We start from the raw sequence: 22,458 nt of genomic DNA, 5'->3' as shown, positions 1-22,458 counted from the left end.
CATCCCGGCTTTAGAGTCTGTAAGATTGTGGAAGTATCTACGTAGTTTTACGGTTAAAAGATTTAAATTTTTTCGACAAACTTAATTAAGGGTAAAATTGGTAAAATCAATTAGGGCAAATTCAGAAAGGAGATCGACACCTTTACAAAAATATATTTCTAGAGATTCTAATGATGAAACTTTGCGATCGTTCCAGCGACCTGATTCTAATTGACCCCGAAGTTAAAGATTACCATCACTTATTGAGAGGTAAACCTTTAAACGTCGAGGCGATCGCCTTGAACCCGCGAGGCGATGGAGTCGAACAGCTTATCCGTACCCTCCTCGTCCGTCCCTGGCTGTCGAGAGTTCACCTCATTTCTCACGGTCAACCGGGGGGCGTGACCCTCTGCAACACGACCCTCGACCTCGATGCGATCGCCCGCTACGCCCGTGTATTGCAGCAATTGAGGGGATCTCGCCTGTCCCTCCTCTTATACGGTTGTCGCGTCGCCTTCGGAGAACTCGGTCGGCACTTTGTTAACACTTTGGGAGAAGTCTCCGGCGCCGCGATCGCCGCCTCCACGACGCCGACCGGGAACGCTACTCGCGGTGGAGACTGGCAATTACAAGAGTGCTTCGGTCAACTCGATCTCACTTCGGTCTTCGATCGCGCCACCTTGCAATCCTATCCGGGCCTTTTGGGGAACGGACCCGGTGGCGTCGGAACCGGAGATGGCAGTTCGAGTTTAGAACTGTGGCTGAAAGCCGATGCAGGGGTTACGGAAACGGGCGGAACGGTCAGCAGTTGGCAAGACCAATCTGGGAATGGAGTAGGGTTAACTCAAGGGACAACGGGACGCCAACCCATCTATAATCTCGGAGTTCAAAATAATCGCGGGACGATTAGTTTTGATGGAAATAACGATTATTTAGAAACCGCTTTTTCGGCAGCGCTCAATCCTGAAGAGTTTACCTTATTTTTTATTGGTCAGACGACAGGAGGTAGCGGGTCGCGACGATCGATTATTTCCAGCCGCAGCGAGTTTCCGTTACTTCCTTTAGCGAACGGTGGCTATTCTTTATATGCGGAAGATAGCGATCGCTGGTTGCTCGAAACTGGGCGTGGAGTCTTGCCGATTGTCTGGAATGAAATCAGTAGTTCCGCCCCGGTTGTCGAGAATAATTTTACCCTCATTTCCAGCCATTATAGTAGTGACAGTTTAGCCCATCAACTATTTATTAATGGAACAATTGAAGGGAGCAACAGTTCTGCTTATATAGCGAACACGACTCAACCCCTGCGTGTAGGAGCTGGGAGAACGGAAGGAACGGCAAATGACTTTTTTAAGGGCGATATTTCCGAGATTATTCTCTATAGTGAAAGCCTCAATGAAGCTCAACGGGCGATCGTCGAGAATTACTTAAGTGCTAAATACGACACGCCCCTAAGTGCGGGAGACGTTTATCTCGGAGATACACCAGAAAATGGCAACTATGACGAAGATGTAGCTGGAATTGGTCGTAGTGCGTCGGGAACTCAAGAAAGCAGTAGTTCTGCGGGTTTAAGTATCGAAAATAGCGGTTTTTTACAGGATAACGGCGATTATTTGCTGTTCGGACACGATCGCCCCGAGTCCAACGGCGAAGTGAGTGCGGATTTACCCAATGGGGCGATCGAACGCTGGCAACGCATTTGGTATCTCGATCGCACCGACAGCAATAATAATGGGGGCGAAATTTCTCTCAAATTCGATCGCTCGGAATCCGGACTGTCGGGAGCCGCCGAACCGGGAACATACGCTCTCTTATACCGTTCTGGAGAAAGCGGCGAATTTGAAGTTGTAGCAACAACAACGACTCTGGAAGACGGCGATCGCGCCGTATTTTCGGGGATTGACAGTACCACGATCGCCGACGGCTACTATACCGTTGCGCGCTTATTTGAAGTCAATATCACTGCGGAAAACAACCCCAGCGAACCCTCGGTCAACGGTAGTTTTACCGTTACTCTCAACGAGACCAACAGCACCCCAAATCCGATCGCCGTCAACTACACGATCGCCGGAACCGCGACCCCAGGCGCCGACTATCAATCCTTAAGCGGAACGGTCTCGATTCCCGTGGGGGCCGACAGGGGGACGATCTCACTTCAGGTTCTCGACGATTTTGAAATCGATCCGGCGGAAACCGTCGCCTTGACCCTCGCCCCTGGCGGCGCTTATATCATCGGCCCTGACGACGCGGCGGAATTGGCGATTACCGACGATGAAAGTCCGGGGATCGCGATCGCCCCCCCGGGAAATAGTACGGCGATTACGGAAGGCGGCGTCACCGACACCTATACTCTCGTTCTCACGAGTCAGCCGATCGCAGAGGTGACGGTTAACTTCAGCACGGACGAGCAGATCGAGGCGATCGCGCCGATGACCTTTACGCCGAGTCACTGGAATACGCCCCAAACCGTTACCGTACGGGCGATCGACGATGGCGAGATCGAGGGCAACCAGACCAGCGCGATCGCCCATACCGTCGGCAGCAGCGATCGCCATTATAACGGCCTCGTCGTCGGCGAGGTGACCGCTCACATTACCGACAACGATAGTGCAGGACTTTCAGTGATGCAATCCGGAGGCAATACGACGGTTGCCGAAGGGGGTTCTGGAGATGCCTATCAAGTCGTTCTCACAGCGAGACCGACTGCAGAAACAACGGTGAATACGATCGCCGACTCGCGGCTGAGTACCACATCCCAGCTCGTTTTTACCCCCGAAAACTGGAATATTCCCCAGGCGATCGATGTTACCGCGATTGACGATACGATCGCCCAAGGCAACCAAATTTTAACGATCTCACACTCGATCGCCAGCGCCGATCCCAATTACGACGGACTCGCCACCGATAGCGTCATGGTAGATGCGATCGACAATGACAGTGCGGGGGTTTCCATTGTCCAAATCGGCGGCAATACCAGCCTTGTCGAAGGGGAAAGCGGCGATCGCTACGAAGTGGTTTTGACCGCCCAACCGACCGCCGAAGTAACGATCGCGATCGCCCCCGACAACCAAACCACGGTTTCCGCAACCTCACTCACATTCACCCCGGATAACTGGAATGTGGCGCAATCCGTCAGTGTGGAAGCCATCGACGACGCGATCGCCGAAGGACTGCACCTCAGCACGATCGCCCATTCCAGCAGTAGCGCCGACCCCAACTATGACGGCTTGGGCATTGCGGCGGTCGGGGCAGAAATTACGGATAATGACAGCCCGGGGGTTGTCCTGACCCCGAGTGAGGAAAGCTTGCAGGTTTCGGAAGACGGCAAGTATACTGAATATAGTGTTAGCTTGACGACGATCCCGCAAGAGGAAGTGAGGATCGTGCCGACGGTCGCTTCCCAGTTAGAGGCGATCGCCCCGTTGAGCTTCAATCCGCGCAATTGGAATATTCCCCAAACCGTTACCGTGCGGGCGATCGACGATGCCCAACTCGAAGGGGTACATAGCGGCGCGATCGCCCACCAAGTTGAAAGCGACGATCCCAAGTATAACGGTCTGGAAACGTCGAGTTTGTGGGTGGAAATTATCGATAACGAAGTGGCCCCCGCCCCCGCCCCCGCGCCTCCGGGCAATCCGGGCGTCGCGATCGTCCAACCCGTGGGCAATACGTCGGTTCTCGAAGGCTTTGGCAGCGATCGCTACAAACTCGTCTTGCGCGATCGCCCCACGGCTGAAGTGACGATCGCGATCGCCACGGACGGACAAACGACGATCGATCGCCCCACAGTTGTCTTTACACCGGACAATTGGAATATACCGCAAACCATTGAAGTGACGGCAGTTGAAGACGACGCGATCGAAGGCGCGCACAGTAGCGCGATCGCCCATACTGTCGCCAGTTCCGATCCGAATTACAACGGGTTGTCCGTCCCGGCGGCGATCGTCGAAGTCGGCGATACCGATCGCTCCGGCAAAATGTTAGATCTGATGTCCGCCTCGGCGACGGGATTGAGTGAGAAAGACGATCGCTTTTGGGGGTCGGACGCCGACGATCTCGTTCACGCCCGATCCGGTAACGACTTACTCTTCGGGCGATCGGGTCGCGATCTGCTCTACGGTCAGTCAGGAAATGACGGAATAGATGGTGGCGAGGGCGACGATTTACTCTGGGGAGAATTGGGAACCGATTTTATCGAAGGAGGGGGCGGCGATGATGTCATTTACGGTGGCGAAAATAGCGATCGCCTTCACGGCGGCGACGGCAACGATTTGCTCGTCGGCGATGGGGGAAATGACCATTTATTCGCCGATGCAGGAGTAGATACCTTGACGGGAGGAAGCGGTTACGATGCCTTTGCGATCGGCTTAGGAACGGGGGGAATGAGTTTAGAAACGACGAATTTAATTGCCGATTTTACAGTAGCAGAAGACCGCATCGATTTAATCGATAACTTCTCCTTCGATCGCCTGACGATTATTGCAGGAACGGGAGATCGTACGGGCAGTGCGATCGTTCGCGATGCCGTCACTCAAGAATATTTGGCGATCGTTGCAGGAGTTGCTGCAGAACAGTTAACCGCCGACGCTTTTATTTGAAACTCTTTTATTTGAAACTCTTTTATTTGAAACTGACTCTATAGCCGTCCTCAATCAGTTGAATCTGAGATCGATCTCCAAAAGTCGCCTAAAAAAAGAAACAAATTGTAGCATTTTTCAACAATAATGAGAGTGCGCGAGAGTAGGGAAACGGCACTGCCGTATTCTTACAGACGATCCATCTCCATCGAGGGTTTAAAAAATTGGTATTAAGATCGCGATCGACGAGCTAATTTTCGATTCAATCCAAATGGTTAAAAGCGAAATTCGTACTCGACTAAAGCGCGATTGTCCTCGTCAAAATCTGTCGAACCTCGTAACATGATGCGATCGTTGACGCGATAACGTAAATTTAATTGAGTCGGTTGCTTATCTAATAAAATACGCTGGATCGAAACCGAAAACTTGCGAGTAATATCGAGTCCCGCTTCCGCTTCTAGGGCCAATTGATCCGAACTGCCTGACTTAACAATGGCTGGAGATAAACGAAACTCACTCAAGCGTAAAGCATTGGCGATCGTATTCTGGAAACCGCTCAATAACGCACCTCCAGCTAAATTCGCCAAAGCCAAGGTCGTATCTCCTTGACCCAACGTATTGATAAATCCACCGCCAATGAGGGCGACGATTTCCTGTTCCGTCCGACTGGGCGAACTGGTTAATTGTAAATTGCGATCGAGTTGACTGGCGTCCCCCGTCACTTGAGCCTGTACGCGAATGGTTCGTACCGACCCTAAAATATTAGTATCGATCGCCTCATTAATTTCCGAAGAATTGGGATTAGAAGTAATATTAGCGCGATTAACTTCGCGAACGGTTGCCAATAAACGCACATCTAAAAACGGATCTAAATTGCCTTGAAATACTGCAATATTGTCGTAACTGCGAACCAATCTAAACTGAGTTGCAAATAAATTCACCTGACCGCGTTCGAGGCGAATCGTCCCCCGGGGGCGTAAATCGTCCAAAAAGCCATTAATCGTCAAGTCGCCGACGGCGGCAAAACTCAATAACGGGGGACTGGCAATTTCTAAATTCGGACCTAAAATCACCCGTAAATTCTTGTATTCCGGACCGGGGAACGCTTCGGAAATGTCCCCTTCTGCGGGAGGAGGCGGGGTCGTTTGCGTTTCTTCCGTCGGTAATAACACCACCCCATCCGCCAACCGCAACTCGCCGCTAATTTCCGGGGCCAGGGCTGTTCCGCCGACTAACAAGCCCCCATCGACGCCGCCGCGATACAAACCTTTGAGATTGACCGCGAGGCGATCGAGTCCCACGGTTAAAGGATTTTGGCGGTCTTTATCCTCCGGTTCCAAGGGCAGAAAAATCGGTAAGACGCCGGAGGCGACCACCTGACCCTCACTAAATTCCCCTTGTACCCCTTCGACGATGATGCGATCGGTTTCAAAGCGGGCCGTTCCGGTGACGTTCGTGAGAGGTTCGGGCAACGCTTGGGCGTTAATCGTGGCATTTTCGATGGTAGCAGTTCCTCGGGCGACCAATTCTTCGATCGCCCCCCGTTCTGCATTCAAGCGACCCCGTGCTTCAAACTGCACTTTCCCCGTACCGTCAACCCATTCGACTTGGTTCGCCGAGAGCAAATTGACCAAAGTCAAGCCGCGATTTTCGATATCCACATCGAGGCGAATGGCGTCATTTCCCGGAGAGGGAGGAATCGGGACGCTGCCAGTCATCTGTACCGCCGACGGCTCGAAACTACTAAATGTGAGCCGGGAATTGGCGTAACTGAAGCCGCCGCGAACCCCCGGAATCGACTCGCGATTGATCGTTCCTTCGAGAAAACTGACTTCGCCGCGTGCTTGGGGATTTTCCAAACTCCCCGCCAGGTTGGCTTTTAAATTGAGCAATCCGGTCAGGGCGATTCCCGGGGGAAGTTCGGCAAAGTTCCGCAAGTCGGCCACCGATAAATTGCTCACTTCTAACCTGCCGGACTGATTTTGACCGCCGACGGTGCCGACAAAGGAGACTAATGTATCTTCCGCTTCGATGCGGAGGGGATTTAACGTGAGGATTTCGTTATTTAACGTTCCCCGAAGCAGGGCACGATCGATATTGATAATCCGATTTTCCTGTAAAACCACGCGATCGCCCACCACTTCTTGATAGGGACGTTGGGGACGCCACTCGACCTGTCGCGCCTCCAGGTCGAAACTCATCTGTAGTCCCGCTTCCAAAGATCCGTTAAATGCCAACTCCCCGGTGACCTCCCCGCGCACGTCCGCCAACTCCGGAATGCCGGGGGCTTGGCGTAAAATGGCGTTCTGTCGTACCAGGGCGGTAATTTCAGAAAAGCGCCGCAACTGATTTTCTAACGATGCCTGGGGCAACCCTACCCCTTGGGCGACGATCGCCCGTGCATCCGCATATTCGGGGGGGGTTCCGGCGCGTAAGAAATCGTCGATCTCGAATAACTTCAACGCTTCGAGTAGATCTTGGATGCGTCCGCGATCGATCGCGATTTTGCCTTGAAATTGGGGATTGTCGGCGATCGCCAACCGTCCTTCCATGCGATACAAACTCTCCCCGAGGGCGAGAGACCCCTCATCGAGGGCGACAATGCCATCCTCGTAATAAATCCGTCCCGCGAACCGCTTCAACGTGATATACCCGATCGCCGGATCGGTAATTTCCAAATCCGCCAACCCCCGCGACGTCGCCAAATTGAAGCGGACGCTACCACTCAACGACCCGGCGACGCGATCGAAGCCCAAATCCGGCGCCGGGGCTAAATTCAGCAACGCCAACGGAAAATTACGGGCTACAGCCACAAACTCGTCCCCCTGCAAGCGACCGCGCGCCACGATCTCACCCTGTCTCAACGAGAACGACTCGGGCAGAAATTGCCGATTCAAACTCACCGCAATTTCGTCATTTTCCCCCTTCAAACTCACATTCACCCCTTCTCGGGTATCCACCGCCACCGGACCGGATAACAGGGGTTCAAATTGCAGGGTCGCCAGGGCAAAATCGTGCAACTGCATCTCTCCCATCAGGGAAATGGCAAAGGGTACATTCGGTAACGGCGAAGCTTCCGTCGGCGTAGCCTCCCCGCGCAAACGCCCCACAAACTCCACCGACCCCGCCACCAACGGCGGAACGGGTTCCCCCGGGGGACTCATCAGGGCGAGGGGATTGCCCCCGGGAATCGGCAAGCCGTCTAAATTAAACCGATTTAATTGCAAGTTAAAGTCAAATCCGCTTATTTGCGGAAAATCCACCCCCGCGACATCTACGAATACCGAGCCATTGGCGCTCAACCCCGGGGCGATCGCTTCGCGAATTTGCAAAACCTCGCCCGTCCACCGAAACGACGTGCGAAACGGAGAAACACTGGTGGCAAAGGGAGATAAAGGCGAATCCGTCCCCACCGGGGCGCTCAACGCGGCGCTGAGATTTCCATCCGCCCGAAGATCGGCGAGGGAGAACGAGGCCAAAGAACCGGATAAATTCACCGTTCCCGTCGATAATTCCAGAGATTCGGTGAGTTGGGGCGCAAAAGCGTTCAAATTGAGGCCGTCCGCCGCGATCGCCCCCTGCCAGCGTCCTTGTTGTAAACTGCCCTCACCTTTGACCCGCCCCCCGGCCACCGTTAACGCCACCGTTGCGGTGCCGTCTATATTTTGTGGGTCGAGATCGTCGAGTCGTCCGGCTACTTCGGCGCGACCGCCCACCAAAGTGACCGGAACGGGCAGATCCGGGGCGAGGGCGGTTAAATCCAGGCCGGAGGCGGCGATCGCCCCTTGAAACCCACCTGCTTTCACCGTGCCATTCGCCAGCAGATCGCCCCCGGCGAGATCGACCCGGGCCGATCCCGAGGCGGCGATCTGGTTGGGGTCGAGATCGGCGAGATTGCCCAGAACGGTGAACTCGGCGTCTCTCACTTCCACCGGGACGGGTAAGTCTGGAGAAAAGCGATTCAGGGAGAGGCGATCGCCCCTCAACGACAGTTCAAAATCCCCGCGATTTAACTGACCCGTCCCCGCGATCCGAGTCTCGGCGACATCGAGGGCGACCCGGGTCGTGGCGCGTACTTGCGCCGGATCGAGGCGGTTGACATTGCCGAACACGGTCAATTCTCCCTCGACGAGTTCCACCGGGACGGGTAAAGCGGGGGCGAAGGGATTGAGTTGCAAATTAGCGGTATCGAGGGCGAGTTGGAAGTCGCCGCGATCGAGTTGTCCGTTGCCGCGAATCGGCGCCCCGGCAACGATCGCGTCAAATTCAGTGCGCGCGGCGATCGCCCCCAAATTCAGATCGGCCAGATTGCCGGAAACCCTTAAGTTGCCAGCGTTTAAGCGAATGGGAACCGGGAGGTTCTCGGCGAGGCGATCCACGGGAATCCCGGAAGCGGCGACCGCCAGTTGGAAATTGCCGCGATCGATTTCTCCCTCGGTTTGTAGGGTGCCTCCGGCAATCCGAACGGTGGCGGTGCCCGACGCAGCCAATTGCGCCGGATCGAACGAGTCGATCCGACCCGCGAGGTCGATTTCCGCACTCGGCAACCCCACGGGAACGGCTAAATCTGGAACGAAGGGGTTGAGGGAGAGATCCGAGGTGGCAATTTGGGCGGTCCAGCGACCGTTTTGCAAGCTTCCGGTGGCGGCGACGGTCCCGCGATCGCCCAAACTGAGAAAACCGCCCCCCTCGGCGTCGATCTCCCCTAACTCGAAACTATCCAAGGTTCCCGATAGCTGCACGTTAGCGGCGATCGCCCCTTCGACAGAAGGCGAACCCGGCGGCAATAACGGGGCGAGGGCCAACTCGTCTGTAGTGACAAAAGCTTGCCAGAGGCGAGTCTGTTGGTTGGCGCTTCCGGTGACCTGTAATTCCCCCCCGGGAACTTGAATGCGAGTGTTGCGAAAGCTGGAAATTGCCCCGGTGACGACGATTTCCCCGGAGGCGGGATAGTCGCCTTCGCGGGCATCCCAATTGACGAAAGTAACGGGATTTTCGGGGGTTCCGCGTACCCGGGCCCGGCCTTGAATCGGACCGATCGCCACGTCCGAGGGACCGCCCGAATAGACTTCGCCCAAGGCATCGCCGGGAAGGTTGCGGGCGGTGAAATTGAGGCTCATCCCTTCATCCGGGGCGAGGGGGATGGCGCCGCTTCCGGTGATGCGCCCTCCGGCGACAGGTTCGCCAATCAATGATTCTAAAACCATCTGTCCGGCGATCGCGTCGATGCGGATTTGTCCTCGGAGGCGATCGAAATCGATCTTGTCAATTCGAGCAACTTTGGTATTGGCGACGGTTCCCGAGAAAATCGGCGCCTCTAGCGGTCCGGTGACTTGAAAGTCCCCGGCGATTTCCCCCGTGACGGGGACGGGAGTTTCTAAATCCAACGTGTTCGTGACTTTTTCGAGGGTCGTCGGGGGGAGTTGGATGTTTAAGTTATAGTCGGCGGTGGTGTCGATGGTGCCTGCGGCGGTTCCGAACAGTTCTCCGTAAAAGGCGCGGGTATCTTCGAGGGCGACTTTTAATTCCGAAAAGCGCAGCCGTCCGGTCGCTTGGGTCAAATTGGGTTCGAGGGTCGCCAGTCGGGCGGTGATGTCGTTAAAGCTGGCGATGCCCTGCCATTGTAAAACCTCAGTTTCGCGTAAGGTGAGGGTGAGATTGGCGCCCAGGGTTCCGGCGAAGACGGCGATCGGTAAATTGGGAATCAGGGGCATGATATTCGGCCCGGAAAGGTCTCCGGCGCGAACACCGAGTTTGATGTCGAGGGTATCGACGAGCACTTCGCCGTCGATGTCGAGTTCGCCTCCCGTGGCGGGGGTTCCGGTGACTTCAAAGGCGATCCGCTTTTGGTTGTCGAGAAAGAGGGCTTGACCGTCGAGAGGGGTGACGACGACGGGAGGGATCGGTTTGGGTTCGGTGTCTAGAAGTTCGGCGCGGACTTCGGCGTTCGGTTGGAGGGTGAGTTGTCCGTCGCGAAAGCGGATGGCGTCGAGTTGGATTTCGATCGCGCTGTCTTTGCCGTCATCTTCGGTGTGGAGGGTCGTTTTTAACCAGGCTTCGTCCCGACGTTGTTCGAGGTACAGTTGGGGGTCGAGGAGGGTCACGTCGAGGCTGAGGGTGCGCGTCAGCAGGAATTGCAACGGGTCGAAACCGACCTCGACCGCCGGGACGATCGCCCGATCCGGATCGGTGGCGGTGGCGGGAATCGTACTTTCGCCGACCCGAATCCCGGTGAGGGAAACCCGTTGCACCGGACCGACGTTCACCGGGCGATCGAACAGTTTGCTCAATTCCCGACCGACCAGGGGCGATAATTCAGTGTTGACAAAATACCATAAATATGCAGCACCTGCCGTTCCGGCGATCGCGGCGATCGGCGTGACGATGAGGATAAGGCGTTTGAGGCGTTTGGGCCATCGGCGGCGATTCTCCTTGGGAGACGCTTCGCGATCGCGCGCGGGGGGTTCGGGGGGATGCTGTGGCATGGGAGACGGACTCATTCCAACAAGGGAGAAGGCGGTCGTACCATTTTTGATTGTAGGTTTTCGATTTTAGATTGGAGATGCAAGGGGAGAACCATCACTTGAGTCTTGAGAGGGGAGACTTTAGACTTGAGACGGGGACGAGACCGACAAAGCAGTCAAGAAACGACGGCGCGATCGCCTCGAATCACTTGAAACCCTAAAACCCAAAAAATTACCGCTTTCCAACTATGCGAGTTTACGTTTTACTCTTCAATCCACGCACTGAAAACGAAGGGATCCATACCTTGCAGATCGGCGATCGCAATACAGTTCTGATGTTCGAGTCGGAAGACGACGCCACCCGTTACGCCTTGATGTTAGAAGCACAAGACTTTCCCGCCCCGGTTGCCGAGGAAATCGACTCGGAGGAGGTGGAAGCCTTTTGTAACGAGGCGGATTACGATTGCAAGTTAATCCCCGAAGGGGAATTAGCCGTCCCTCCAGAAACCAATATCGAGGATACGGACTGGAAAGCCGACCAACCCCAACAGACCCCAGCCACAGACGAGACGGAGATCTCTTCCGACGATCTCGACCGCATCCGCCGACAGTTAGAAGGCTTGTTGTGAGGATTTGAGATTTGAGATTTGAAATTTCACATTTGAGAGTGACAGCGTAAAGTAGATCGAACCCTACTAACAGCCCTCAAGATGCTCGGCGCTACAGTCAACTCCGAGATCTAACCGCCTACCCAAAGCGGGCCAGAGGCCCGTATTCCAAGCGGGCCAGAGGCCCGCACTACTCCTTACTCCCCCAAAACATGGAAGAACGCGGACATTTACTGACCGAACAAATCAATCCTTCGAGTGCGAATCTCGATCGCCTCAGTTCCCTAGAATTAGTCGATTTATTCAATCGAGAAGACCAAAAAACCCTAGACGCGATCGCCGGGGCGCGCGAATCTCTGGCCCGGGCGATCGATCGCGCGGCCCACGCTTTAGGGCGCGGCGGTCGCTTATTTTATATCGGCGCCGGAACCAGTGGTCGTTTGGGCGTGTTAGACGCGGCAGAATGTCCGCCGACCTTCTGCACCCCTCCCGAACTGGTTCAGGGCATTATTGCCGGAGGCGCCGGAGCGTTAATCCGCAGTTCGGAAGACCTCGAAGACCGGGCCGAAGATGGCGAACAGGAGATCGCCCGTCGTCACGTCACCGAATTGGATATGCTGATCGGCATTACCGCCGGGGGGACGACCCCTTACGTACAAGGGGCGATCCAAGCGGCGCGGCGGCGCGGGGCAACCACGGCCCTGATCGCCTGCGTACCCGTCTCGCAAGTTCCCGTAGAAGTCGATATCGACATTCGCCTGATTGTCGGACCGGAGATTTTGGCGGGTTCGACGCGCTTAAAAGCGGGAACGGTTACCAAAATGGCCTTAAATATTATTTCGACGGGAGTGATGGTCAAGCTGGGTAAGGTTTACGGCAATCGCATGGTCGATGTTGCCGTGACCAACAGCAAGTTACACGATCGCGCCTTGCGGATTCTGCGCGACCTGACCGGATTAAACCGCGATGAGGCGGGCTATTTGCTCGAAAAGAGCGGGCGATCGGTCAAATTGGCCTTAATCATGCACTGGACCGGACTCGATCGCGACAGCAGCGAAACCCTCCTCGCCGAACATCACGGTCAACTGCGAGCGGCGATCGACAGTTACCGCGATCGCGACTCTCAAACGTCCGATAATACTAAATCGTAGAATTAAAATCGTCTGCACGATTACAACGACAGCATGAATATTGCAACAGAAAACGTGGCGACGATCGCGATTGTCTTCCTCGCCTTGGGAGTCTTGGGATGGGGATATTATCGCGCCCGATCCTTCGGAAAATTGGGGATCTTGGCGTGGTTGCAGTCCGTCGTCCTCATGGCGCCGTGGCTACTCTTTTTCGGGCTATTTGCGGCGGGGATTTACCTCAATCTGGTCGGGATTCTCTTCCTCGTGATCGGATCGGCTGGGATTTATATCTTCCTCGGCAAAAAGTTACGCGCCGAAGGACAGGAAACCCTGTTGCGAGAACGGGCCGCGCAACGCCTGCAACAGCAAGAGGCTTCGGACCCTGGGGAAGCCGCCAAGGAGGGCGGCGATTCCACGATCGCCCCACCGGAATTCGTTCCCATCCCTCAAGAAGACCTACAAAAAATTCAAGGAATCTTCGGAATCGACACCTTCTTCTCGACCGAAACCATTCCCTACCAACAAGGAGCCATTTTTAGAGGCAATTTGCGCGGCGACCCGGAAGAATCCCGCCAGCGCCTCTCTAAAAGCCTCCACGACCGTCTCGGCGATCGCTACCGCCTCTTCCTGGTCTGCGATCCGGAAGACAAGCCCGTGGTCATCGTCCTACCCCAGGAAAACGACCCCCAACCCCTGAGTACCGGACAAAAAGCCCTCGCCGGAATTTTACTGGTGGCGACGATTTTAACCAGTTGCGAAACGGGCGGTTTATTCCTCGGCTTCGATTTATATAGCCATCTCGATCGCTTCGGGGAAGTACTGCCCCTCGCCGCCGGAATTTGGGGCGTCCTCCTCGCCCACGAAATCGGTCACCGGGTCTGGGCCAAACGGCACGACGTGCGCCTCAGTTGGCCGTTTTTAATCCCTACATGGCAAATTGGCTCGTTTGGGGCGATCGATCGGTTCGAGTCCCTCTTACCGAACCGCAGTGTCTTATTTGACGTGGCTTTTGCCGGACCGGCGGCGGGCGGTTTGGTCTCCCTCGCCATGCTCTTAATCGGTTTTAGCCTCTCCGGAGAAGGCAGTTTATTTCAAGTCCCCTCGGAGTTTTTCAAAGGCTCAATTTTAGTCGGGACGTTGGCGAAGGTCGTCCTCGGGTCCCAACTCGAACAGCAACTCGTCGCCGTTCATCCCCTCGCCGTCATCGGTTGGCTGGGGTTGGTAATTACCGCGATTAACCTCTTACCTGCGGGACAGTTGGACGGCGGGCGCATCATCCAAGCGGTCTACGGTCGTAGAATGGCGGGACGCACGACGATCGCCACCTTAATTTTTCTGGCGATCGCCTCGTTTGCCAATCCCCTCGCCCTCTATTGGGCCGTGCTGATCTTCTTCTTGCAACGCGGTTTAGAACGTCCCAGTTTGAACGACATCACCGAACCGGACGACGCCCGGGCAGCTTTAGCCCTACTCGCTTTGTTCCTGACGATCGCTACTTTGTTACCCCTCACCCCCGGTTTGGCCGGACGTTTGGGTATCGGTAGTTAGGGCGACGATCCGCCCTTCCATCGCTTGGAACGGGCGCGATCGCACCGCGATCGCCAGGATCGATAGGGGCAAAAACAGCATCTGTCCCACCAAATACACGGTCACATACAGTTGACCTGCCGCGATCGCCAGCAACCCATCGGAGAGCCGCCAGTACACCGCCAGCATCAACACCACGGATAACCCCAAGACGATCGCCCCCTGACGGCGGTTCCAGCGTCCCATCCCCGTAAAGGTCAAGGGACGCCGCATTAAAGCGATCGCCCACGAAGCACATTTTTCAAATTTTGTCAAGGTTATTCCCGGCCACAATAACTCGATCGTGACGAGCAGAACCAATAGCCAACTCGGTTGCAAACCGAAGCTGTAAATCGGGAAAAACAAGAGTTTCACCTTCAGCAAGCCGTTGTAAAGCCAGAATAACGGCCACTGGATTAAAAATAGGGGTAAAGCGAGCAGATAATCGGGATTGGCGAACGCTTGCGGTAAGCCATTCATCAGCGCCGGGGCGATAAAGGCGATCGCCAGCAGTCCCAGATAGAGCAAAGGAACCCCAAAACAACGGGCGATCGCGCGATTGCGGGCGATCGCGTAATTGCTCGTCAGTAACAGCATGTAGCCAAACCCCACCATATTCCCAGCCCCCGACCTCGGCGCCACCTCTAATAACGCCAACCCCCACTGTAGCGCCATCACCAACCCCAGCAGCCAAGAAACGCAATAACGATAAATCTCCCGAATTTCCGGCAATCGCACGGGTAACCCCGTCCGCCAAAATAAGTGGGTTCCCAAAGCCACTCCACCGCTAAATATCGCCAAAAAACAGACAATCAAGGGCGGCGCTTTCGGAAATCCCAACGGTTGCGACACACCGAACGCCTGCTGCAACCACTGCGTAACCCCTCGAATTAAATAAGGATCGAACGGTTCGCCGATATGGTCCGTACTCGGCGAAATTTCCAACGCCCGGGCGGTTCCCTGCTCGAAATTCCCGCAAATACGCTCGGAATTGATACAAACCGCATAATTCTGTGGCGCTGCTTGTTGCAACAGGGCGATCGCCTCCGACGGCGGATTGAGTTGTTCGTACAATCCCACCCCTAAAAATAAGTTTTTCGGCATCTTTGGCGTCGCCTCTCCTCCCATTCCCAAAACCACCGTCGCGGCAATTTCGGGATCGTATTTCCCCAATTTGAGGGCAATCCTGCCCCCGAGAGAATGTCCCACCACCGCAATGCGATCGCGATCGAACCGATCGCCGCGATCGCGCAGGTAATCCACCACCGCCCGGGCGTCCGCCAGTTGCCGATCCTCCGTCTCCTCGACCTTCTCCTCCTCGATCCGATAAGACTCCCCAGACCCGCCAAAATCGAGGGCGATCGCCGCCATTCCCCCCCGCGCCAGTTCCACCCCCAACGGCGCCATCATTTGCTTGTAGGCGTTAACCCCGTGCATCAGAACCGCCACGGGATACGGTGGCGGCGTGTTTTTCGGAACGTATAAGCGACCGATTAACTGACCCTGGGAATCCCGGGAAATACTTAACGCTTCCGAGTCAATTTCGGCGATCGGATTCAATACAAATGACCCGACCAGTCCGAGAGTCAGTAAGAAGATACTGAAAAATACACTAAGGCGCTGGAGATGCATTTGGATTGTAGATTTTAGATTGTAGATTTTAGATGCAGGGAACAGATCGAAAACAAGAGCGACAATTCTGACGGTTTCTCTTGCAACTCCCCACTCCTGACCGCTAGCCTCGTGCCAGAATAAAGTTAATCGTGCTGTTGTCTATCTTTCTATATGCAGTTTAATCCTTATTTTCCGGCGATCGCCGCCGTCGCTTCGATCGCGATCGTCGCCCCAGTCGCCCGCGCCGACAGTCCCCTGACCAGTACCCGTTTTTGGCAAGCCTATGAAGACGTGGAAATCGTCCGTCATGCGTCGGAAGCCAAACTCGACGATCGCGTGATGGCGGCGTTGAGCGACCCGGATGTCCCTCACGACGTGCGAGCGGCGATCGTCAATGCTCTCGGCTGGCAATTTGAAACGACCTACAACGCCCGTCAATATTTGGAATATGTCGCCGAACGGCACGATCGCCCCACCTCGGAATTGGCGATCGCCGATTTGACGGCGGAGGAAACCTTTGCCCTCGGTTATTTATTGGCAATGGACGATTATTTCACCATGAAAGCGATCGGTGGTGAAGGCGAAGTCATGCAAACCGACGCTTTAAATCTGGTGGAAGCGGCGATCGACAAACAACCGAAATCCCTCTCAATTTTTCTGGTTAGAAGTCTCGTGCGCGCCCAGGAAGAAATGGATCGTGTCGAACGCTGGTGCGGCGTTTATCAAGGGGTCGATACCGCCCTCAAAAAGTATCCCTTCGAGACAGATATGCGCCCTGAAGCCGTAGATATTATTATGGGTTATATCGAGGGCTATCAAGATTATTGTAATTGACGGGCGATCGCCGATCTTACAGCCATTTTCCGATGACTAATTTCCCGAACTTTCCTGAAAAACGAGCGGGCGATCGTCTTCTTAACTCTCAAATAATTAACCCTTAAAATGAGGGGCGATCGTCTAGCGCTTAAAGGTGAACCGAAGCAGTCAAAATGTCCGCCCTACTTTCTCCACGAAAATCTTATGAATTGGATCGCAAATTTTCTGGCCTTAATCGCCTTTGTTCCTGCCAGCAGCGTTAATTTACCGCCCGGAACGGGTACCCGTGTAGATTCATTTAGTGACAATTTTGAAGACCGTAACTGGAGTTACACTTATAACGCCCCCAAAGTTTACAATCGCTACCACAATCCCGGTTCCGGCTGGGTCAACGAAATCCCCGCCAAAAATGCTCCTTTCGGTCAGTCCACGAATAATAAATGGCATGAAGGGCAAGTACGCGGACAACCGGATATTGTCGAACAAGTTCCCACCCCTTCTGGCGGTATACCGGGCAGTCAATATGCGTTGAGATTGGCGACTAAAGACTGCGGGACCCCCAATGTAACCCGAGGAACATTGCAGCAAGATGACTTGTTACTGCGTCCGGGAAATCAGAGTGTTAATTTAGCAAAAGGTAAGGGAGTTAGTGTCGTCACCCGGATTTACGTACCGCCATTAAGTGAATGGGAAAATCGCCAAGGGTATCACATCGGTTTTCGCGTCGGGGCGACGGGCGAAAAAAATGGCAAAAGCGAGAATTATTGGCCGGGAATTTGGATTTGGTTTAACAATAAAGCTGGGGAACAATCCTATCAGTTTGTAGTTCGGGCGAATGAAAAAGGGGAGGATGCTTTTGCGAGCGATCGCCGCCACACGCGCGGGGGTTGGTGGACCCTAGGAATGGCATTTAATGAGGACGGATCGATTAGTTATTATGCCAGTCCGGGGGTAGACGACCTCAAAGCGAGCGATATTCTCGCCTATCGGGCGGGGTCGCAAAGTGCAGTAGCGACATACAAAGCTTACGGGCTGGAATTTCAGGATTTAGATTACGTTTTCTTCTCTCTCGGCAGTAATGACGGTCAGTGGGCTACGGAGTTTATCGTTGATGATGTGGCCGTGTATCGCATATCGAGTTAGGTCGAACTAAAGGAGAGTTGCAATATCGGAGCGATCGCCAAAACAGGCGATCGCTCTATTTTATGCTCAATCACGGCAAATATGGTAAATATATTATTATTGCATCTGCCCTTCGGTTCAGCCCGATTTCGATCCTCATGGGTTCCTATCGCGTTAAAGTGGCGAAAGATAAAGCCGAATTAGTCAAAGCCCTCACCGACGACGACAATAAAGAGGGGCCTTTTTCCACTTATGCTGACGTGTTAGCTTTTGCGGCGGCGTTAGGCGCCAAGCGACACCAACGGATCCCGGTACAACAAGCGGCGAAGCGCGAACCCTCCCCCATTCCGACGGAAATTTTCATTTCGCGCGGCTATGATTTTCTCTTCAAGTTACTGGCGATCGTCGAACTCGGCAACCCCAATATTATTTCACCCACGGATCCGAATGCGGAAGCTCAACGCGGTCAGATTTTCGAGGAATACGCCAATGGAGGTTTGGAGGTCTTGCGTGAGGAACTGCGCGGGGCGATCGATTATTCCGACAAGTTAGCGTTGTTGTTGATTGGAGAACGTTTTAAGGAAGACGAACACGGACAAAAAGAGTTCGATTTAAGTCGATTTTTGTAGCTCGATCTCAAGGAATAAATTGTAGATTTTTACAAGGCTTTTATCGGTCATTTTCGTGCAACTAGAGCTTGCTCTAATCTCACTCAATTGGCGCGGTGACCGATCGCCTCAACAGGAGGAGTATCCGAGTTGAATTTAGCTGAGTTAGACCTTAAAGAAGATTATCGGAGCGATCGCGATAATTTGATTGACGATTTTTACATCCCTTGCTTGGCAAAAGCAATACTTTATCGACGCGCCGTCGGTTTTTTTTCAAGCAGTTCGATGGCAATTGCCGCCAAAGGGTTGACGGCTTTAATTCGTTCGGGCGGTAAAATGCAATTAATTACGTCTCCGAAGTTATCTTCAGAAGATACTCACGCGATCGCGATGGGATTGCAACAACGCGAAGAAATTATTGCGCGGGCGATCGCGAGAGAACTCGATCGAGAATTTGAAAAGATTGTAGGCGATCGTCTGGCTTGTTTGGCTTGGTTGTTAGCACGAGATATTCTCGAAATCAAATTAGCGATTACCAAAGCTGTCAATGGTTATGGAATTTATCATGAAAAACTGGGAATTTTTACAGATCGAAACAATAACAGTGTTGCTTTTACTGGTTCTGCGAATGAAAGCTCTTCCGGTTTAATTGCCAATTTTGAATGTATCGATGTTTTTTGCTCTTGGTCTTCAGAAGTGCGATCGAGAGTTTTACGAAAAGTTGAAGACTTCGATCGCCTCTGGAATAATAGAACTGACAATGTAGAAGTTATTGAATTTCCGGAAGCCGCGCGGCGATCGCTGCTGAGAATGGCACCCGATCGCCCACCGACTGAGGAAAGATATGAGGTAACATTCAATCAGTTTTCGGTATCTGAAGCTCGGGATAATTATAATTTAAAATCATCTAAAAAACAGAATACTTGGCGACACCAAAGCGAAGCAATTGAAATATTTCTAGACCACTGTCACGGTGTTTTAGAAATGGCAACAGGAACCGGGAAAACGCGAACTGCATTAGAAATTTTAAAAAAACTTGTCGAGTTGAATGCAATTGATTCAGTTATCATTACTACTATCGGCACAGATCTTTTAGATCGATGGACTAAACAGCTATATCGCATCGCAACTTGTTTAACAATGGGAGCGGGAATTCCCCGATTCTACCGAAGGTGAATCGGGGGATGAAAGCGACTCTTCGGCAAATCAGTTATAATCTTATCATCTGGCTATATCGGCGATAATGTTCAAGGCGTACAAATACCGCATCTATCCAACCCACAAGCAACAAGCGACTTTAGCCAAGAGCTTTGGTTGCTGTCGTTGGTATTGGAACTATGCGTTAAATTTGTGCCAAGAGACTTATCAATCGACCGGGAAAGGTCTATCGAGGGGTTATCTTCAGGGATTATTACCTGCCCTCAAAAAGGAATACCCTTGGCTTAAAGAAGATGTCTATTCCCAATGCTTGCAAGTCGTGGCGTTGAACTTATCGACCGCGTATCGAAACTTCTTTGAGAAACGGGCAAAATTACCCCGATTCAAATCCAAGCAGGGAAGGCAATCTATCAGTTATCCTCAAAATGTTAAGTTTGAGGGAAACTACATCAAACTGCCTAAAGTTGGGTTAGTGCGTTGTCGTCAGCATCGAAGTTTTGAGGGAAAAATCAAAACTGTAACCCTCTCCAAAAATCCAGATGGTAAATATTATGCTTCAGTTTTGGTAGAGGGTAAAAAAGAACCTCCCCTCCTCTCAACTGAAGGAAAAGCAATTGGCATTGATTTAGGGCTGACCGATTTTGCGATGACCAGTGAGGGGTCGAAATATAATAATCCCAAGCATTTTGATAAACACGCGCGAAACCTAAAAAGAAAACAGCAAAAACACGCTCGAAAAAGGAAAGGCAGCAACAACCGCAATAAATCGCGGGTAAAAGTTGCTAAGATTCACACCAAAATAAGTCGCTGTCGTGAAGATTTTCTCCACAAGCTATCCCGTAAGATAGTGAACGAAAACCAAGTGATTGTGGTCGAATCCCCCCTAACCCCCCTTAATAAGGGGGGAACTAAAGGGGGGATAGGCATGGTTCGCCATCACCAACTCGCCAAAGCGATTAGTGATGTCGGTTGGGGGATGTTTTGTACGATGTTAAAGTACAAGGCTGAATCAGAAGGAAAAGTTGATCTAGAAGTCGATCGATTGTTTCCTTCTTCTAAAACCTGCCATGTATGCCTCAATCAAGTCAAAACCTTACCTCTCGATGTGAGAAGCTGGACTTGCGAACATTGCCAAACTCATCATGACAGGGATATCAATGCGGCCATCAATCTCAAAAATGAAGGCTTACGGATATTAGAGTTAGGAACTCGCTCTACTGCCCTTGGAGGGGATCTAAGACGAGGTGGTAGAACTTCAGTTCTATCTAGCGCAGTCCCCAGTGAAGAGGGAAGCCGCTATTGTAATCTTTGATTCAATAGCGGTAGTTCACTCAAAAAAATTATTGCAGATGAGTCAATTCAATTCGCTACAATTCAACATTGTACGTTCGGCGTCGCCTTGAATAAAAAGAAATCTCAATCCAGCTTGACCCAATGGATGCGGCGATCGTTCGCCGCGATCATGCTCGGCGGTCAAGTCATCTATCACCTACTCTCCGGCAAAATCCACCGTCGCAACACCCTCGAACAACTCGCCGCCGTCGGTCCGGACTCCCTGCTGATCGCCCTAATTACCGCCGCCTTCGTCGGGATGGTCTTCACCATCCAAGTGTCGCGAGAATTCATTAACTTCGGCGCCGGGAGTGCGGTGGGTGGGGTCCTCGCGATCGCCCTCGCCAGAGAACTCGCCCCCGTCCTGACCGCCGTCATCCTCGCGGGTCGCGTCGGTTCCGCCTTCGCCGCCGAGCTCGGTACCATGCAAGTGACCGAACAAATTGACGCCCTCTACATCCTCAAAACCGATCCGATCGATTACCTCGTGATTCCGCGTTTTCTCGCTTGTTGCATCATGTTGCCGATCTTGACCTTGTTTTCTCTAGTCACGGGTCTAGTCGGCGGGCTGTTCATCGCCACCAATCTCTACAGCTTGTCGCAAACCATGTTTCTCGAATCGATTCGCAACTTTTTAGATATTTGGGATATCCTCAGCGCCGGAATTAAAGGCTTATTTTTTGGCGGTTTAATTGCCACGATCGGCTGTAGCTGGGGCTTGACCACCACAGGCGGAGCGAAAGGCGTCGGACAATCCACCACCACCGCCGTCGTCACCTCCTTACTCGCGATTTTTATTGCGAATTTCTTCCTTTCCTGGCTGATGTTCCAAGGAATGGGTCAGGGAGGCGGCTTGTAGTTGAGACCCGTCGATCGACCTTCTAAAATAGAGGCGATTAGAGGCGATCGCCCCTTCCCGGGGTACGGAAATCCACCGAGATCGTTATCCTCAACTCAAGTGCAACTCAACACGACTCTATTGAGAACTGCTATAAAATTAGCGCTTTCAGATTCACTCGTATCGTATCACCAATTCGGGAGGGCTTTAATCTCGTGACCACCAGTTCTGGCTTACAACCGACCCAAACCGTTCGACTCGAACCCAGTTACGTCTTACCCTTAGCCATTTTAATCGGCTCGATTCCCGTCGCCTTACTCAACCTGTGGATCGGCTTTGTCATCCTGGCTTTTTCGATCTTTCTACTGCTGCAGGCGGCGACCTTGCGCTTAGAATTTACCGCGACCGACCTGGATATCTATCGCGGAGAGAAGCGGATTCGGCGCTTTCCCTATCGGGAGTGGGAAAATTGGCGGATTTTTTGGCCGCCCGTGCCGATTCTGCTCTATTTCAAGGAAATCAATAGCATTCACTTCGTCCCGGTCTTGTTCGACCCGAAAACCTTGCAAAATTGCTTGGAACAGCGCTGTCCTTATCGCTAAATCCCGTTGAAACCACAGGCGATCGCCCGATCGCCCGATCGCGGAGA

13 protein-coding genes are annotated in these 22,458 nt (G+C 53.1%); 11 read left to right on the top strand and 2 right to left on the bottom strand.

Annotation, left to right across the window (positions count from 1 at the left end; translation table 11 throughout):
• The first annotated feature begins 170 nt into the window (after window positions 1–170).
• Window positions 171–4,574 (top strand): DUF4347 domain-containing protein, encoded by a 4,404-nt coding sequence (locus HCG48_RS24025; RefSeq protein WP_168571435.1) that lies wholly within the window; start codon window positions 171–173, stop codon window positions 4,572–4,574.
• Between the two features lie 254 nt (window positions 4,575–4,828).
• On the opposite strand, the gene HCG48_RS24020 is transcribed toward HCG48_RS24025, so the two are convergent.
• Window positions 4,829–11,038 carry a translocation/assembly module TamB domain-containing protein gene (locus HCG48_RS24020; RefSeq protein WP_168571434.1) on the bottom strand — a complete coding sequence of 2,070 codons (6,210 nt, stop codon included), beginning with the start codon at window positions 11,036–11,038 and terminating at the stop codon, window positions 4,829–4,831.
• 227 nt (window positions 11,039–11,265) lie between these two features.
• Here HCG48_RS24020 and HCG48_RS24015 point away from each other — a divergent pair, with 227 nt between their 5' ends.
• The 3 genes from HCG48_RS24015 to HCG48_RS24005 all read left to right on the top strand — a co-directional run bounded on the left by HCG48_RS24015 (window position 11,266) and on the right by HCG48_RS24005 (window position 14,303).
• Window positions 11,266–11,646: a DUF3110 domain-containing protein gene (locus HCG48_RS24015; RefSeq protein WP_168571433.1), complete on the top strand. Its 381-nt coding sequence runs from the start codon at window positions 11,266–11,268 to the stop codon at window positions 11,644–11,646.
• 191 nt (window positions 11,647–11,837) lie between these two features.
• Window positions 11,838–12,776, top strand: coding sequence for an N-acetylmuramic acid 6-phosphate etherase (murQ, locus tag HCG48_RS24010; protein WP_168571432.1), 939 nt, complete (start codon window positions 11,838–11,840; stop codon window positions 12,774–12,776).
• 33 nt (window positions 12,777–12,809) lie between these two features.
• Entirely contained in the window at window positions 12,810–14,303 is a 1,494-nt protein-coding gene (locus HCG48_RS24005) for a site-2 protease family protein (RefSeq protein WP_168571431.1), read from the top strand.
• On the opposite strand, the gene HCG48_RS24000 is transcribed toward HCG48_RS24005, so the two are convergent.
• Window positions 14,256–15,953: an alpha/beta hydrolase gene (locus HCG48_RS24000; RefSeq protein WP_168571430.1), complete on the bottom strand. Its 1,698-nt coding sequence runs from the start codon at window positions 15,951–15,953 to the stop codon at window positions 14,256–14,258. The genes HCG48_RS24005 and HCG48_RS24000 overlap by 48 nt on opposite strands.
• A 153-nt stretch (window positions 15,954–16,106) precedes the next feature.
• Here HCG48_RS24000 and HCG48_RS23995 point away from each other — a divergent pair, with 153 nt between their 5' ends.
• From HCG48_RS23995 to HCG48_RS23965, 7 genes are all read left to right on the top strand, one after another.
• A complete protein-coding gene (locus tag HCG48_RS23995; RefSeq protein WP_168571429.1) occupies window positions 16,107–16,769 on the top strand; it encodes a hypothetical protein in 663 nt (220 codons plus the stop codon).
• A 186-nt stretch (window positions 16,770–16,955) separates the two neighbouring features.
• Complete coding sequence (locus tag HCG48_RS23990) at window positions 16,956–17,894, top strand: hypothetical protein (RefSeq protein ID WP_168571428.1); 939 nt, start codon at window positions 16,956–16,958, stop codon at window positions 17,892–17,894.
• Between the two features lie 17 nt (window positions 17,895–17,911).
• Window positions 17,912–18,502 carry a DNA phosphorothioation-associated protein 4 gene (locus HCG48_RS23985; RefSeq protein ID WP_320415754.1) on the top strand — a complete coding sequence of 197 codons (591 nt, stop codon included), beginning with the start codon at window positions 17,912–17,914 and terminating at the stop codon, window positions 18,500–18,502.
• A gap of 129 nt (window positions 18,503–18,631) precedes the next feature.
• Window positions 18,632–19,657 carry a DEAD/DEAH box helicase family protein gene (locus HCG48_RS23980; protein WP_168571427.1) on the top strand — a complete coding sequence of 342 codons (1,026 nt, stop codon included), beginning with the start codon at window positions 18,632–18,634 and terminating at the stop codon, window positions 19,655–19,657.
• A gap of 67 nt (window positions 19,658–19,724) precedes the next feature.
• Entirely contained in the window at window positions 19,725–20,951 is a 1,227-nt protein-coding gene (locus HCG48_RS23975) for an RNA-guided endonuclease InsQ/TnpB family protein (protein WP_168571426.1), read from the top strand.
• A gap of 87 nt (window positions 20,952–21,038) precedes the next feature.
• On the top strand, window positions 21,039–21,830 hold the full coding sequence (locus HCG48_RS23970; RefSeq protein ID WP_168571425.1) for an MlaE family lipid ABC transporter permease subunit: 792 nt from the start codon (window positions 21,039–21,041) through the stop codon (window positions 21,828–21,830).
• 194 nt (window positions 21,831–22,024) lie between these two features.
• Window positions 22,025–22,411 carry a DUF3119 family protein gene (locus HCG48_RS23965; RefSeq protein WP_210437123.1) on the top strand — a complete coding sequence of 129 codons (387 nt, stop codon included), beginning with the start codon at window positions 22,025–22,027 and terminating at the stop codon, window positions 22,409–22,411.
• Window positions 22,412–22,458 lie beyond the last annotated feature (47 nt).

The organism is Oxynema aestuarii AP17, from assembly GCF_012295525.1.
Taxonomy (GTDB): Bacteria; Cyanobacteriota; Cyanobacteriia; order Cyanobacteriales; family Laspinemataceae; genus Oxynema; species Oxynema aestuarii.
The sequence above is the reverse complement of the archived record's forward strand: the minus strand, read 5'-3'. Positions and strand labels throughout refer to the sequence as shown.

Bases quoted from the DNA above. Each gene is read 5' to 3' on its own strand.
- HCG48_RS24025 (WP_168571435.1), top strand. From the start codon at position 171: ATGATGAAACTTTGCGATCGTTCCAGCGACCTGATTCTAATTGACCCC.
- HCG48_RS24020 (WP_168571434.1), bottom strand. From the start codon at position 11,038: ATGCCACAGCATCCCCCCGAACCCCCCGCGCGCGATCGCGAAGCGTCT.
- HCG48_RS24015 (WP_168571433.1), top strand. From the start codon at position 11,266: ATGCGAGTTTACGTTTTACTCTTCAATCCACGCACTGAAAACGAAGGG.
- murQ (WP_168571432.1), top strand. From the start codon at position 11,838: ATGGAAGAACGCGGACATTTACTGACCGAACAAATCAATCCTTCGAGT.
- HCG48_RS24005 (WP_168571431.1), top strand. From the start codon at position 12,810: ATGAATATTGCAACAGAAAACGTGGCGACGATCGCGATTGTCTTCCTC.
- HCG48_RS24000 (WP_168571430.1), bottom strand. From the start codon at position 15,953: ATGCATCTCCAGCGCCTTAGTGTATTTTTCAGTATCTTCTTACTGACT.
- HCG48_RS23995 (WP_168571429.1), top strand. From the start codon at position 16,107: ATGCAGTTTAATCCTTATTTTCCGGCGATCGCCGCCGTCGCTTCGATC.
- HCG48_RS23990 (WP_168571428.1), top strand. From the start codon at position 16,956: ATGAATTGGATCGCAAATTTTCTGGCCTTAATCGCCTTTGTTCCTGCC.
- HCG48_RS23975 (WP_168571426.1), top strand. From the start codon at position 19,725: ATGTTCAAGGCGTACAAATACCGCATCTATCCAACCCACAAGCAACAA.